The organism is Streptomyces sp. MZ04, assembly GCF_004684775.1.
Taxonomy (GTDB): Bacteria; Actinomycetota; Actinomycetes; order Streptomycetales; family Streptomycetaceae; genus Streptomyces.
This window is the reverse complement of sequence record NZ_SRIC01000052.1, coordinates 20826-35676: the sequence shown is the minus strand read 5'-3', so window position 1 is coordinate 35676 and position 14851 is coordinate 20826. Positions and strand designations below refer to the sequence as shown.

The following is a 14851-nucleotide window of genomic DNA, read 5'->3' as shown; positions in this document are numbered from 1 at the left end:
TCGGCCCGCCCCCCGCGACGGGCGACCACCGCCGCCCGCACCCCGCCCGCTACCTCCTCCCGGCCCTGGTCGCCGCCGCGGTCGCGGTCGGCCTCGGTGTGTACGGCAAGACGCACGACCCGGAGGGCACGGCCTTCAACCTCGCCGGGTTCAGCAGCACCAGCGCGGTCAAGGCCTGGCTCGGCACGACGGCGTTCGCCTTCGCGCTCGTCCAGGTCATCTCGGCGTTCATGGTGTACGGACGACTGCCGGGCCCTTCCTGGTCGGCGGCGCTGCACCGCTGGTCGGGCCGGATCGCGTTCCTGGTGTCGGTGCCAGTGGCGGTGCACTGCCTCTACGCGCTCGGCTACCAGACGTACTCGACACGGGTGATGTGGCACTCGCTGCTCGGCTGCTTCTTCTTCGGCGCGTTCAGCGCCAAGATGCTGCTGCTCCGCTCGGAGAGACTGCCGGGATGGCTGCTGCCGCTGATCGGCGGCCTGGTCTTCACGGTCCTCACGGTGATCTGGCTGACGTCGGCGCTGTGGTTCTTCCGTACGTTCGGAGTGACGACATGAGCGGTACGCACCCCACGCGGCGCACGGTCCTCGCCACCGGCGGCGCGGTCGCGCTGTCCGCAGGCTGCACGAAGTACGGCGACGAGGGCGCGGAGCCGGAGCCGCCGCCCGCGGCCTCGTCTTCCGCCGCCGCACCTTCTTCCTCCTCCGACGGCGGGAAGTCCCAGAAGCCGCCCGCGGCCGAGGAGTTGGCGAAGACGACGGACATCCCGGTCGGCGGCGGCAAGATCTTCAAGGACAAGAAGGTCGTCGTGACCCAGCCCGAGGAGGGCGACTTCAAGGGCTTCTCCGCCGTCTGCACCCACTCGGGCTGCACGGTCGGCGAGGTCGCGGACGGCACGATCAACTGCCCGTGCCACGGCAGCAAGTACCGCGTGGCGGACGCCTCGGTGGCGGATGGACCCGCACCACGCCCGCTCCCCCCGCAGAAGATCACGGTCACCGGAAAATCGATCACGCTCGGCTGACCGTGCGCCGTACGCTCACGGCATGCAGCGCCGGAGCGACCTGGACCTCGTACGCGACCACACCGTCTACTCCTGTGTGATGGGCTCGCGCGCCTTCGGCCTGGCCACGGACGGCAGCGACACCGACCGCAGGGGCGTCTTCCTGGCGCCCACTCCGCTCTTCTGGCACTTCGAGAAGCCGCCCACGCATCTGGACGGCCCGGCGGAGGAGCAGTTCAGCTGGGAGCTCGAGCGCTTCTGCGAGCTCGCCCTGCGCGCCAACCCGAACATCCTGGAGTGCCTGCACTCCCCGCTCGTGGAGCACCTCACGGACACCGGGCGCGAACTCCTCGCGCTGCGCGGGGCGTTCCTGTCCCAGCACGTCCAGGCCAGCTTCGCGGGCTACGCGCTCGGCCAGCGCAAGAAGCTCGACGCGGACGTACGCCTGCACGGCGCGCCCCGCTGGAAGCACGCCATGCACCTCCTGCGCCTCCTGACGAGCTGCCGCGACCTCCTGCGGACCGGCGACTTGGTCATCGACGTGGGCGACCAGCGCGAACCCCTCCTCGCGGTCAAGCGCGGCGAGGTCGCCTGGCCGGACCTCGAGTCCTGGATGAACCGGCTGACGGCCGAGGCGGACGCGGCCGCCGCCCGCACGCCGCTCCCGCCGGAGCCGGACCGCCGCCGGGTCGAGGACTTCCTGCTCCGGGTGCGCCGCGCGTCGGCGGCAGCTGCGGCTTAGGCCTCCTTGTCCCAGAGCGCTCCGAGCTCGAGCAGCTCCTGCCGGTACTCGATCCGCTCGGCCCACTCGGCGGGCCAGGCGTCCGCGCCGAGGTGGGCGCCCGCGAACGCCCCGGCGAGGCAGGCGATCGAGTCGGAGTCGCCCGAGGTGCAGGCTGCCCTGCGCAGCGCGGTGAGGGGCTCGTCGGGGAACATCAGGAAGCACAGCAGGCCGGTGGCGAGCGCCTCTTCGGCGATCCAGCCGGCGCCGGTGGCCAGGCAGGGGTCGGTCTCCGGGTTGGCGTCACGGACCGCCGCCGCGAGCCGCTCGAGTATCGCGAGGCACTCGTCCCAGCCGCGCGCGATGAAGTGCTCGGGGCTCGGGTCCTGGGAGCGGGTCCACAGGTCGCCGAGCCAGTCCTCGCGGTACCGGGTGCGGTTGTCGATGGCGTACGAGCGGAGCAGGCCGACCAGGCCCATCGGTTCCGCGCCCTCGGCGAGCAGCTTCACCGCGTACGCCGTGAGATCGCTGGCCGCCAGGGCCGTGGGGTGGCCGTGGGTGAGCGCGGACTGGGTCTGTGCGGCACCGGCCCGCATCTCCTCGCTCAGCCAGGGCATGAGGCCGAGCGGCGCGACCCGCATATTGGCGCCGCAGCCCTTGGAGTGCAGCCGGCTGGCGTCCCGCCAGGGCCGCTGCTCGTCGGCGAGCAGTTCGCAGGCGGTGACGCAGGTGTTGCCGGGGGCGCGGTTGTTGTCCGGCGAGAAGTTCCAGGCGACGAACTCCCGGCGGGCGAGGTGCGCGAACCGCTCGGGCCCGCACAGCCCTCGCGAGGACGCGGCCTTGAGCGCGCGGCCGAGGGCGAGCGTCATCTGCGTGTCGTCCGTGACGAACGCGGGCCTCGGCAGCTCCATCTCCCGCCAGGGCCCGCACTTGGCGAGGATCGAGGGTACGTCGTTGAACTCGGTCGGGAAGCCGAGCGCGTCCCCGAGGGCGAGCCCGATCAGGGATCCGGTGGCGGCGCGCTTCATGAGGTCGTTCCTTCCGAGGAATCCGAGGAATCCGAGGCAATGGTCGAGGGGCGGAGAAGGGGCGGGTGCAGCTCGGTGGCGCCGCCCGCCCGGTAGAGGGCCGCGGGCTTTCCACGGCCGCCGGTCAGGCGCGCGGCCCCGGGGATCGCCTCGACGAACCCGGACGTGCCGAGCACCTTGCGCCGGAAGTTGGCCGGGTCGAGGTCGACGCCCCACACCGTCTCGTAGACCTGCCGCAGCTCGCCGAGCGTGAACTCGGGCGGGCAGAAGGCCGTGGCGAGGCCGGTGTACTCGAGCTTGGCGCGGACGCGGTCATGGGCGTCGGCGAGGATCCGCTCGTGGTCGAAGGCGAGCGGCCCGTACGCGGAGCCGTACGGCAGCCAGGCGGCGCGGGCGGCGTCGGTGCCGCCGCGTACTTGAAGTGAAGGGGCGGCCCGGAGGGCCTCGGTTGAGGGTGGTGGCGGGAGACGGGCGGGCGGATCGGGCACGAGCGCCGCGAACGCCACCGAGACGACGCGCATCCGCGGATCGCGGTCCGGTTCGCTGTAGGTGCGCAGCTGCTCCAGGTGGAGCCCGGCGGCGTCCGTGAGGCCGGTCTCCTCGGCGAGCTCACGGCCCGCCGCGGTCTCGGCCGACTCCTCGGGGAGCACGAACCCGCCGGGCAGCGCCCAGCGTCCCGCGTACGGCTCCTGGCCCCGCTCGACGAGCAGCACGTGCAGCCGGCCCGCGCGGACGGTGAAGACGGCGATGTCGACGGTGACGGCGAACGGCTCGAAGGCGTACTTGTCGTAGGTCCCGGACACAGGCATGCCCGCCCACCCCCTTAATAGTCATGACGACTATAAAGAGAACGGACGGGCAGTCACAACCCCCGAGGGGGTCCGAGAACGCCTAGAGGTCGACCTCCTGCATCAGCATGCCGACCTCGGTGTTGGAGAGCCTGCGCAGCCACCCCGACTTCTGGTCGCCGAGGGTGATCGGCCCGAAGGCCACCCGCACCAGCTTGTCGACCGGGAACCCGGCCTCGGCCAGCATGCGCCGCACGATGTGCTTGCGGCCCTCGTGCAGGGTCACCTCGACCAGGTAGTTCTTGCCGGTCTGCTCGACGACGCGGAAGTGGTCCGCACGCGCGTACCCGTCCTCCAGCTCGATGCCGTCCTTGAGCTGCTTGCCCAGGTCGCGCGGGATCGGGCCGACGATGTGCGCGAGGTAGACCTTCTTCACGCCGTACTTCGGGTGCGTGAGGCGGTGCGCCAGCTCACCGTGGTTGGTGAGCAGGATGACGCCCTCGGTCTCGGTGTCGAGCCGGCCGACGTGGAACAGCCGCGTCTCGCGGTTGTTCGTGTAGTCGCCGAGGCACTGGCGGCCCTCGCTGTCCTCCATGGTGGAGACGACGCCCGCGGGCTTGTTCAGGGCGAAGAACTGGTACGACTGGGTCGCCACCGTCAGGCCGTCGACCTTGATCTCGTCCTTCTCCGGGTCGACCCGCATGCCCTGCTCGAGCACGATCTCGCCGTTGACCTCGACGCGGGCCTGCTCGACCAGCTCCTCACAGGCACGGCGCGAGCCGTAGCCCGCGCGGGCGAGGATCTTCTGCAGCCGCTCGCCCTCCTGCTCGGCGCCCGGGAAGGTCTTGGGCAGGTTGGTCTTCGGCTTGCCCGCGTACCGCTCGCGGTTGCGCTCCTCGGCCCGAGCGTCGTACTCACGGGAGGTGGCCGGAGCCCAACGCCCTCGTGCGCTGCCCTGGCCCTGCTTGGGGCCGCCCTTGGCGCCGCCGCGCGCCGAGGCGCCACGGCCCGACTTCGGACCGTCCTGTGTGCCGCCGGAGCCTACGTCGTAGCGCCGCTCCTCCGGACGCGGCTTCTTCGGGCGGCCGCTGCCGCCCTGCTTGTCGTCGCGGCTCTTACCGGCACCCCGGTCATTGCCGCGGCCACCGCTGCTGCCTCGGCCGCCGCTGTTGCCACCACGGCTCCCGCCGTTGTTTCCGCTGCTGTTCCTGCCGCTGCTGCTTCGCATCAAATTTCCGTTAGTCGTCTGCGTCCTCGTAACCCGGCGCATCAGGCGCGTCCGGGTCGAACGACGGGACACCTTCCTGCGTCTCGGCCTCGATCGCGTCCGCCTCGGGGAGGAAGGGCGCGAGCTCCGGGAGCTCGTCAAGGCCACGCAGGCCCATCCGCTCCAGAAAGTAGTTCGTCGTCCTGTACAGGATCGCACCTGTTTCGGGTTCTGCGCCCGCCTCCTCCACCAGACCCCTCTGGAGGAGGGTGCGCATCACGCCGTCACAGTTCACTCCGCGCACGGCGGAGACCCGGGAACGGCTGACCGGCCGGCGGTACGCGACGACCGCGAGGGTCTCCAGGGCCGCCTGGGTGAGCCGGGCCTGCTGGCCGTCGAGCACGAAGCGCTCGACCGCCGCCGCGTACTCGGGGCGCGTGTAGAACCGCCAGCCACCCGCCACGAGCCGCAGCTCGAAGCCCCGCTTCTGCGCGGTGTACTCGTCGGCGAGCTCGCGCAGCGCGTCGGCGACGTGCCGCCGGGGCCGGTCGAGGACCTTGGCGAGGTGCTCCTCGGTGGCCGGTTCGTCGACGACCATGAGAACGGCCTCCAGGGCGGGCCGCAGCTCCAGATCGGCGACGGCGCCGGCCAGGTCTCCCACGGGACTGCTCATGCCGTCTGCTCCTCGCTCGTCTCGCCCGGCGGCTCCGGGGCCCGGTCGAATTCATCGGTCACCGTGGGCTGCCCGTCGCCGTCGCCGCCGGTCCACCGCACCATGAGCTCGCCCAGGGCGTCCTCCTGGTCCAGGGCCACGGCCTTCTCGCGGTACAGCTCGAGCAGCGCCAGGAAGCGGGCGACCACGGTGAGGGTGTCCCCCGCGTCCTCGACGAGCACCTGGAAGCTGGCCTCGCCCCGCTCCCGCAGCCGCGCCACGACCACCCCGGCCTGCTCCTGCACGGAGACCAGCGGGGCATGGATGTGGTCGACGTACACCTGGGGCTTGGCCCGCGGCTGCATCGCCTTCACGGCGAGCCGGGCGAACCCCTCGGCGCCGATGCTGATGACGACCTCGGGCAGCAGCTCGGCATGGTGCGGCTCGAGCCCCACGGTCCGCGGATAGCGCCGCGCCTCGTCCTCGAGCCGCCCGCTGAAGATGTCCGCGATCTGTTTGTACGCGCGGTACTGAAGGAGTCGCGCGAAGAGCAGGTCCCGCGCTTCGAGCAGCGCCAGGTCCGCCTCGTCCTCCACCTCGGCGGTGGGCAGCAGCCTGGCCGCCTTGAGGTCGAGCAGCGTGGCGGCGACCACGAGGAACTCGGTGGTCTGATCGAGGTCCCAGTCGGGCCCCATGGCGCGGATGTGCGCCATGAACTCGTCGGTCACCTTGGACAGCGCGACCTCGGTGACATCGAGCTTGTGCTTCGAGATGAGCTGGAGCAGCAGATCGAAGGGCCCCTCGAAGTTCGCGAGCCGGACTTTGAACCGCCCGTCGTCAGGCTCCGCGGGCGCCTCCGGTTCGACCGACGTCTCCGGTTCGACCGACGTCTCCGGTTCCGCCACCGCCTCCGGTTCCGCCACCGCCTCCGGCTCGACCGCCGCCTCCGGCTCGACCGCCGGTTCCTGGTCGTGGGCGGGCTCCTCCGCCGGAGCCACCGCGGGACCGCGCCCCAGGGCGCGGCGGCGGGCAGGCGGTGCGGGATCGTCGTTCAGGGGCATCGGCGGGAAGGCTACCCCTACCGCCCACGCAGCCGTCGTACAAGAATGCTCGCGTCCCCGCGGGACTCGAGATCCGCGAGAACGACGGCGACCGCCTCGCGGACGATCCGCCCGCGGTCGACCGCGAGACCGTGCTCACCCCGGAGCACGAGCCGGGCGTGCTCGAGGTCCATCAGCTCCTCGGCGGACACGTACACGGTGATCTTCTCGTCGTGCCGCTCACGCCCGCTCGGCCGCCGATTGGCCGCCCGCGCACGCCGCCGCGCCTGCGCGGTGGATGCGGAGCCGGCGGACCGGCCGCCGCCCTGTGCGGCGGCGGCACCCTTCTCGCCCTCCGCCGGAGCCGAGCGGCTGCGGGATTCCCCGGCCCCCGACTCCGCGTCGGCGGCGCCGTGTTCGGCGGCCTCACCGCCATCTACGTCGGCGGAGCCCCCGGAGTCACCGGCGGCGGTCTCGTCGCTCTCCCCCGCGGGCGCCGGCACCCGCGGCTCGCCGTTCGTCTGGCGCCGCGGCGACGACGACTGAAGCGCCATCCCCCCGGTCGTACGGAACAGTTCGTCGGCCCCCGGCAGACTCACTCGGCGTGACACCGGGCGAGCACCTCCCTGGCGAGCTGACGGTAGGCGGCGGCACCGACGGAGTTCGAGGCGTACGTGGTGATCGGCTCACCGGCGACCGTGGTCTCCGGGAAGCGGACCGTGCGCCCGATGACCGTGTGGTACACGTGATCGTCGAAGGCCTCGACCACCCGCGCGAGCACCTCACGGCTGTGCACCGTGCGGGAGTCGTACATGGTGGCGAGGATGCCGTCGAGCTCCAGGTCGGGGTTGAGCCGCTCCTGGACCTTCTCGATGGTCTCCGTCAGGAGGGCCACACCGCGCAGCGCGAAGAACTCGCACTCGAGCGGCACGATCACCTTGTGAGCCGCCGTCAGGGCGTTCACGGTGAGCAGGCCGAGCGAGGGCTGACAGTCGATCACGATGTAGTCGTAGTCCTGCATCAGCGGCTTCAACGCCCGCTGCAGCGTGGACTCTCGGGCGACCTCGCTGACCAACTGCACCTCGGCGGCCGACAAGTCGATGTTGCTGGGCAGCAGGTCCATGTTCGGGACCGCCGTCTTCAGCAGCACCTCGTCGGCCGACATACCCCGCTCCATGAGCAGGTTGTAGACCGTCAGATCCAGCTCCATCGGGTTCACCCCGAGGCCCACCGAGAGGGCGCCCTGCGGGTCGAAGTCGACGAGCAGGACCCGGCGTCCGTACTCCGCGAGCGCGGCACCCAGGTTGATGGTCGACGTCGTCTTGCCCACGCCGCCCTTCTGGTTGCACATCGCGATGATCTTCGCGGGGCCGTGATCGGTCAGCGGACCCGGGATCGGGAAGTACGGCAGCGGGCGTCCCGTGGGACCGATGCGCTCACGGCGCTGACGGGCCGCGTCCGGGGCCAGCGTGGCCGCGTACTCAGGATCGGGCTCGTACTCGGCGTCAGGGTCGTAGAAGTGCCCCTGGGGCAGTTCCTCGTAGTCGGCGAGTTGGGTGTGGGTGGTGTTCTCGCCACTCCGGTCGCCGGCCATGGCGTTCACGTGATGGCCATCCATGCTCTGGGGTGCAGACGATGTCGGTTGCGTCGGCTGCGGTTTCTGGCGGGCTTCGAAGGTGCGGACAGCGACGGAGCCGACAGCCTCGAGCCCCACGGGTCCTTGGCCCCGCGCAGACATTCCTGGTTGACCACCCCCGGGAGCAAATGTCGACTCATTCACAAGTCGTCTTACCTCCTTGGTGACCAGGAAACTTCTCGATAGGTCAGCGTGGCACCATGCCGACGGTTGGCGACTCTATGGCGTGTCACCGGTCCGCAGCAACACAATCCGCCGGACCCGGCCCGATGTGTCGGCAATCGAACGCCCCCATGTCAAGGGTGTGCGGTCCGCCATCGCGACATTTCCGGGGTGGGCGAATCGGTTAAAGGGTTACGTTAACGGCGAGTTGACCAAGTCCCAGGACATACGCATACGGCCGGACCCCTCTCAAGGTCCGGCCGCTGGCGTGAGATTGACGACTCTCGTTGACGAAAGCCGTCAGGATCAGCCGAGAAGAGTCTCGAGCTCGAGGTGCTCGAGGCCGTGCGCCTCGGCGACCTCCTTGTAAACCACCTTGCCGTCATGGGTGTTGAGACCCAGGGCGAGCGCCTGGTCACGGCGGAGCGCCTCGACCCAGCCGCGGTTCGCGAGCTCGACGATGTACGGCAGCGTGGCGTTGGTCAGCGCGTACGTCGAGGTGTTGGGCACCGCGCCGGGCATGTTGGCGACGCAGTAGAACACCGAGTTGTGGACCGGGAAGGTCGGCTCGGCGTGCGTGGTCGCGTGCGAGTCCTCGAAGCAGCCGCCCTGGTCGATCGCGATGTCGACAAGGACACTTCCCGGCTTCATGCGCGAGACGAGCTCGTTGGTGACGAGCTTCGGGGCCTTGGCGCCCGGGATGAGGACGGCGCCGATGACGAGGTCGGCGTCGAGGCAGGCCTTCTCGAGCTCGAAGGCGTTGGAGACGACGGTCTGGATCTTCGTGCCGAAGATCTTGTCCGCCTCCTTGAGCTTGTTGATGTCCTTGTCGAGCAGGGTCACGTGGAAGCCCATGCCGATGGCGATCTGCGCGGCGTTCCAGCCGGAGACGCCACCACCGATGACGACGGCCTTGCCGGCCGCCACACCCGGGACACCGCCGGGCAGGACACCGCGGCCGCCCTGGGCGGCCATCAGGTGGTACGCGCCGACCTGCGGGGCCAGACGGCCCGCGACCTCGGACATCGGGGCGAGCAGCGGGAGCGCGCGGCCCGCGGTCTCCACCGTCTCGTACGCGATGGCGGTCGTGCCGGACTCCAGGAGCGCGTCCGTGCACTCCTTGGAGGCTGCCAGGTGCAGGTAGGTGAAGAGGGTCTGGTCCTTGCGGAGGCGGTGGTACTCCTCGGCGATGGGCTCCTTGACCTTCAGGAGGAGGTCGGCGGTGGCCCAGACCTCATCGGCGGTGTCCAGGATCTGGGCGCCGGCCGAGACGAACTCGTCGTCCGTGATCGAGGAGCCGACACCGGCGTTCCGCTCGATGACGACCTGGTGGCCATGGCGCACCAGCTCGTGCACACCGGCGGGGGTGATGGCCACCCGGAACTCGTTGTTCTTGACCTCGCGGGGGATGCCGACCTTCACGTGGATCACGGTCCTCTTGGCTCAGGGATGTTTCGGGCAATGAACTACGTACCGACGCACAAGAGGGCGCATCGGAAGACACCACGGAAGTACGCGGCGGAGCCAGTCTAATGAAGGAGTTCTCTCTGTCTAGCCTTTCAATGCATCAATCTTCTGCGGAAGCGCTACGGATTTCGTAGGCGGAACCCTCGGGTCCATCCTTCGATGCAAGCCCCGTGACCTCCTCGATCTCCGTTCCCAGCATGCGCTCGGCGGCGGCGCGGTGCAGCCGGGCGGCCGCCGGGTCGCCCAGACGCTCCAGGGTGTCGGCCAGCCTGAGCTGCAGCGCCGCCTGCAGTCGTACGTCGCCCGCCTGCCGCGCCCACTCGACGGCCTCCTGGCAGGTGCGAAGCGACTCCGCGGGCCGCCCCGCGTACTCCTGAACCCGTGCCAGTTCGCTCAACGCCCTTGCCTGGCCCGCCACATCACCGCACTTGCGGTACCCGGTGACGGCCGAGCTCCAGTTGCGCAGCGCCTCTCCGTAGCGCCCCGCATAGGTGTGCACGGCGCCGATGCGGCCGTGCAGCCGGGCCGCGTCGGCGCGCTCGTCCCGCCCCAGGCGCTGGGCGAGGGCCCGGCCGAACCAGTCCGACGCCCGCGACCAGTCCGCCAGCTCCTGGTAGGCACCACCTACGGATTCCATTGCGCGGCCGGTCGCGTACGGGTCATTTGCTCTGCGTCCGGCATCCAAAGCTGCCCGATATCGCACCAGAGCCTCTTGTGTACGTCCCGTGCGCGCGTCCAGATCCGCGAGATTGAGCAGCGCCGCGGCCTGCTCGCGGGGCAGGTTCCGGCGCTCGGCGACATCCAGGACCAGCTGATGGATGCCGTACAGCTCCGGCGCCGCGTCCTCCGTGCCCCGGTGGGCCACCAGGGCCCGCGTCAGGGCCGCCATCAGGCGCCGGGCGAGTGTGTCGAGCTCCCCGTCGGCCACCGCGAGGCGGGCGGCGGCGAGCAGCGCGGGCTGCCGGATGCGCAGCCACTCGGCGGCGGCCGCCCGGTGGGGGAAGCGCAGGGCGCGCGGCAGACCGGCGAGCTTCTTGCGGGCCGCCGAGCCGTCCGGTTCGGTGATCGCCCGGCAGGACTGCAGGAGCCGCACGGTCCGCTCCAGCATCCTGGCCCGTGCGAGCTGCAGCTCGGCCGGGCGGTCCCGGCTCTCCGTGAGGGCGCGGAGCAGCGGCACCAGGCAGCCCGGCACCTCGTACTGCGGCAGCGGTGACTCCACGGCCCTGACCAGGCCGAGCTTCACGAAGTCGTCCAGGGTCGTGCGGGCGGCGGAGACCGAGCAGCCGGCCAGGGCGGAAGCGGTGTGCGGGTCGACGTGGCCCGCCGGGGCGAGGGAGAGGAAGCGCAGTATCCGCGCCGCGGCGCTCGGCAGCGAGGCGTACGAGAGCTGGAAGACCCGAGCGAACGCGGACCCCTCGTCGGGGCGGTCGTGCACCTGCTTGGCCAGGTCGGCGATGGCGGCCTTGGGCCGCCCGGAGAGCCAGCCGCCGGCCAGGACGAGGGCCGCGGGGTGCGCGGCGCACGCCTCGACCAGGCTCTCCGCGGAACGCGGGTCGACGGTGACGCGCACCGGGCCGGCGGCGCGGGAGAGCAGCTCGACCCCGGCCGCGGTGTCCAGGCCGCCGAGCGTGCAGGGCCGCACGTCCGGGATGCCGGTGAGCGGGCCCTCGGAGACGGCGACGGCCAGGCAGTCGGGCGCGTCCGGGATCAGCGGGTCGACCTGCTCGGCGTCGGCCGCGCCGTCGAGCAGCAGCAGGCACCGGCGGCCGGACAGGGCCTCGCGGAGCACCTGGGTCAGCTCGTCCTCGTCGGCGCCCGGCGGTGCGGGGACCTCCAGGGTGTCGAGGAGTTCGCGGGCGGTGCGTTCGGTGGGCACGCGCGTGCCGTCGGGTTCGGTGAGGTGGGCGCGGAGCACCCCGTCCGGGTAGTCGTCGGCGACCTGCCGGGCGAGCTCATCGGCGAGGGAGGTGCGGCCCGAGCCCGGGCGTCCCGCGATGAGCAACACACGCGCGCGTGGTGCCTTGCGGCCCGAGATGGTGTCGAGGCCCGCGCGGTCGATGTCGGCGCGGAGTTCCTTCAACTCCCGGCGCCGGCCGGTGAATCGGCCTCCCCCGGAAGCCGGGGCCGACGCGGGGCGCGGCACCGCGCCGTCCGCCGCCGAACCGTCCGTGTCGACCGCCTGATCCGTCACGGGCCATGCTCCGTCCGCCTGCGCGCGAACCCGCCGGGACTCCGGTCGGGACGCTTCCAGAGCCTAGTTCAGGCCCTGTCGCGTCCCCCGTCACGCGGGGCGCACAAGTCGCCCGATCGGATCAGCGGATCGTCGTACCGGAGTCTGAAGACGACCCCCGGGGTGCGCTCAGGCCTCGAACGGACGCGCGGGCCAGGGCGCGTCGGCCGGGCGCAGCGCGTCGACGCCGTCGCCGTTCAGCGCGGCGGTGAGCGAAAGGGCGCCCACGACGAGGCAGTTGTTGTGCAGCTCGCCGGCGAGCACACCGCGTACGAGCTCTTCGAGCGGTACGCGCGCGAGCTCCATGTCCATCTCCTCCTCGGAGACTTCGAAGCGCTCGCCCTCGGCCTCGGACAGCTCACGGGCGAGGAAGACGCGCACGGCCTCGTCGCAGCCGCCGGGCGTGGTGTAGACGTCGGTGAGGACGCGCCAGTCCTCGGCCTTGACGTGCGCCTCTTCGTAGAGCTCGCGCTGGGCGGCGTGCAACGGGTTCTCGCCGGGGATGTCGAGCAGGCCCGCCGGGATCTCCCAGAGCTTCTGGCGGACCGGGTGGCGGTACTGGCGCAGGACCAGGACGCGGCCCGCGTCGTCGAGCGCGAGCACGGCGACCGAGCCGGGGTGCACCTGGTAGTCGCGGCGGACGACGGTCCCGTCGGGCATGACCACGTCGTCGGTGCGGACACTCGTCTTGTTGCCCTGGAACGGGGTCGCGGTCGCCGTGACCTGCCACTCCTCGGCGGTGTCCAGAAGCGTCGTCATGTCGGTCATGCGGACCTGTTCCTCCCACGTACACAAACAGAAACCGGGGCACGCGCCTCGAAAGACGCGTACCCCGGCAACCGTACAACCCTTGTGTTACTTGCCCGTCTTGCGCTCCACCGAGGCCTTCACCAGGCCCGCGAAGAGCGGGTGCGGGCGGGTCGGCCGTGACCGCAGCTCCGGGTGCGCCTGGGTGGCGACCAGGTAGGGGTGGACCTCGCGCGGGTACTCGACGTACTCGACGAGCTTGCCGTCCGGGGAGGTGCCGGAGAACTGGATGCCGGCCTTCTTCTCCAGGTCGGCGCGGTAGGAGTTGTTCACCTCGTAGCGGTGACGGTGGCGCTCCTCGACGTACTCCTTGCCGTCGTACACCTCGCGCACGATGGAGCCCTCGGCGAGCTTCGCCGGGTACATGCCCAGGCGCATCGTGCCGCCCATGTCGCCCTCGCCGGCGACGATGTCGAGCTGCTCGGCCATGGTCGAGATGACCGGGTGGGAGGTCGCGGCGTCGAACTCCGTGGAGTTGGCGTCGGGGATGTCCGCGAGGTTGCGGGCGGCCTCGATCACGATGCACTGCAGGCCCAGGCAGAGGCCGAGCAGCGGGATCTTGTTCTCACGGGCGTACGTGATGGCGCCGACCTTGCCGGTCACGCCACGGTCGCCGAAGCCGCCGGGGATGCAGATGCCGTCGACGTCGGCGAGCTGCTTGGCGGCGCCCGCCGCGGTCTTGCAGTCGTCGGAGGTGACCCACTTGACCTTGACGCGGGCGCGGTTGGCGAAGCCGCCGGCGCGCAGCGCCTCGGTGACCGAGAGGTAGGCGTCGGGCAGGTCGATGTACTTGCCGACCAGCGCGATGGTGACCTCGTGGTTCGGGTTGTGCACCCGGTCCAGAAGGTCTTCCCACTGGGTCCAGTTCACGTCGCGGAACGGGAGGTCCAGCTTGCGGACGACGTAGGCGTCCAGGCCCTCGGTGTGCAGGACCTTCGGGATGTCGTAGATCGACTTGGCGTCGATGGCGGCGACCACCGCGTCCTCGTCGACGTCGCACATCAGCGAGATCTTGCGCTTGATGGACAGCGGCACCTCGCGGTCGGCGCGCAGCACGATCGCGTCGGGCTGGATGCCGATGTTGCGCAGGGCGGCGACCGAGTGCTGGGTCGGCTTGGTCTTCAGCTCGCCGGAGGGGCCGATGTAGGGCAGCAGCGAGATGTGCACGACGAAGACGTTGTCGCGGCCGACCTCGTGGCGGACCTGGCGGACGGTCTCCAGGAACGGCAGCGACTCGATGTCGCCGACGGTGCCGCCGACCTCGGTGATCACGACATCCACGTCGTCCGTCGCCATGCGGCGGATGCGGTGCTTGATCTCGTTGGTGATGTGCGGGATGACCTGCACGGTGTCGCCCAGGTACTCGCCGCGCCGCTCCTTGGCGATCACCTGGGAGTAGACCTGGCCGGTGGTGACGTTGGCCGAGCCGTCGAGGTCGACGTCGAGGAAGCGCTCGTAGTGGCCGATGTCCAGGTCGGTCTCGGCGCCGTCGTTGGTGACGAACACCTCGCCGTGCTGGAAGGGGTTCATCGTGCCCGGGTCGACGTTCAGGTACGGGTCGAGCTTCTGCATGGTGACGCGCAGACCCCTGGCCTTGAGCAGCGCGCCGAGACTCGACGCCGTCAGTCCCTTGCCGAGGGAAGAGGCGACACCCCCGGTGACGAAGATGTGCTTGGTCGTCGTGGCTGTGCTGTTTCGAAAAGCAGCGGGCTGCATAGCCAAAGGGGGGCTCCCGTGGTCGCGGTCTGGAGGGTGCGTACCGGCGCTCTCACCAGGGATTCGGGGGAGGCGCCGTCGCTGCGGTTCGGGGGTTCTATGACCACCGGCTCACGGGCTACCAGGGTATCAGCGACGGGACGAGGCTGCTTCCGGCCACGCTCCGACACTCTCTTCACAGCCGCCTCACCTGGCGCTCACCCGTTCGGCGCAGCCACGTTGCCCGGAGCGGCGCGCAGATCACCGGGGTGCGTCGTATCCTGCTCGGACACTTGCTGCCGAGCCGTCCGACCAACGGCATCACCCCCGCCCGTTCTCCAGGAACAAGAGGCTCGCGCAGTTCGTTTTACAGCGACTTACAGCGAACCTCTGACCGTAGAGCGAGCGCCCCGAG

General features: G+C 70.8%; 14 protein-coding genes. 3 read left to right on the top strand and 11 right to left on the bottom strand.

The genetic code is table 11. The features are described 5' to 3' along the window. The 3 genes from E2651_RS14340 to E2651_RS14330 form a co-directional block, all read left to right on the top strand. On the top strand, positions 1–557 hold a 557-nt coding region (locus E2651_RS14340), incomplete at its 5' end, for a DUF6529 family protein (protein WP_135331491.1). Beyond that, a complete protein-coding gene (locus tag E2651_RS14335; protein ID WP_135331490.1) occupies positions 554–1024 on the top strand; it encodes a Rieske (2Fe-2S) protein in 471 nt (156 codons plus the stop codon). The genes E2651_RS14340 and E2651_RS14335, both read left to right, overlap by 4 nt. A 22-nt stretch (positions 1025–1046) precedes the next feature. Beyond that, positions 1047–1745, top strand: coding sequence for a nucleotidyltransferase domain-containing protein (locus tag E2651_RS14330; protein ID WP_135331489.1), 699 nt, complete (start codon positions 1047–1049; stop codon positions 1743–1745). Here E2651_RS14330 and E2651_RS14325 read toward each other — a convergent pair. The 11 genes from E2651_RS14325 to E2651_RS14275 all read right to left on the bottom strand — a co-directional run bounded on the left by E2651_RS14325 (position 1742) and on the right by E2651_RS14275 (position 14457). Beyond that, positions 1742–2752 carry an ADP-ribosylglycohydrolase family protein gene (locus tag E2651_RS14325; protein ID WP_135331488.1) on the bottom strand — a complete coding sequence of 337 codons (1011 nt, stop codon included), beginning with the start codon at positions 2750–2752 and terminating at the stop codon, positions 1742–1744. The two genes, E2651_RS14330 and E2651_RS14325, sit on opposite strands and share 4 nt — an antisense overlap. Further along, a complete protein-coding gene (locus E2651_RS14320; protein WP_135331487.1) occupies positions 2749–3561 on the bottom strand; it encodes an NUDIX domain-containing protein in 813 nt (270 codons plus the stop codon). The genes E2651_RS14325 and E2651_RS14320 overlap by 4 nt, the downstream gene beginning before the upstream one ends. Before the next feature lie 82 nt (positions 3562–3643). Beyond that, positions 3644–4768 (bottom strand): pseudouridine synthase, encoded by a 1125-nt coding sequence (locus tag E2651_RS14315; RefSeq protein ID WP_135331486.1) that lies wholly within the window; start codon positions 4766–4768, stop codon positions 3644–3646. A gap of 10 nt (positions 4769–4778) precedes the next feature. Further along, entirely contained in the window at positions 4779–5420 is a 642-nt protein-coding gene (gene scpB, locus E2651_RS14310; protein ID WP_135331485.1) for an SMC-Scp complex subunit ScpB, read from the bottom strand. Further along, positions 5417–6460 carry a segregation/condensation protein A gene (locus tag E2651_RS14305; RefSeq protein WP_209446149.1) on the bottom strand — a complete coding sequence of 348 codons (1044 nt, stop codon included), beginning with the start codon at positions 6458–6460 and terminating at the stop codon, positions 5417–5419. Before E2651_RS14305 ends, scpB begins: the two co-directional genes overlap by 4 nt. 17 nt (positions 6461–6477) lie before the next feature. After that, positions 6478–7050 carry a hypothetical protein gene (locus E2651_RS14300; protein ID WP_135331484.1) on the bottom strand — a complete coding sequence of 191 codons (573 nt, stop codon included), beginning with the start codon at positions 7048–7050 and terminating at the stop codon, positions 6478–6480. Next, positions 7035–8177 carry a ParA family protein gene (locus tag E2651_RS14295; RefSeq protein WP_135331483.1) on the bottom strand — a complete coding sequence of 381 codons (1143 nt, stop codon included), beginning with the start codon at positions 8175–8177 and terminating at the stop codon, positions 7035–7037. Before E2651_RS14295 ends, E2651_RS14300 begins: the two co-directional genes overlap by 16 nt. Before the next feature lie 366 nt (positions 8178–8543). Next, positions 8544–9668, bottom strand: coding sequence for an alanine dehydrogenase (gene ald / locus E2651_RS14290; protein WP_135331482.1), 1125 nt, complete (start codon positions 9666–9668; stop codon positions 8544–8546). Positions 9669–9804: 136 nt separating this feature from the next. After that, entirely contained in the window at positions 9805–11847 is a 2043-nt protein-coding gene (locus E2651_RS14285; RefSeq protein ID WP_245238810.1) for a tetratricopeptide repeat protein, read from the bottom strand. 216 nt (positions 11848–12063) lie between these two features. Beyond that, a complete protein-coding gene (locus E2651_RS14280; RefSeq protein ID WP_135331498.1) occupies positions 12064–12693 on the bottom strand; it encodes an NUDIX hydrolase in 630 nt (209 codons plus the stop codon). 96 nt (positions 12694–12789) lie between these two features. After that, positions 12790–14457 (bottom strand): CTP synthase, encoded by a 1668-nt coding sequence (locus E2651_RS14275; protein ID WP_135331497.1) that lies wholly within the window; start codon positions 14455–14457, stop codon positions 12790–12792. Between the last annotated feature and the right edge of the window lie 394 nt (positions 14458–14851).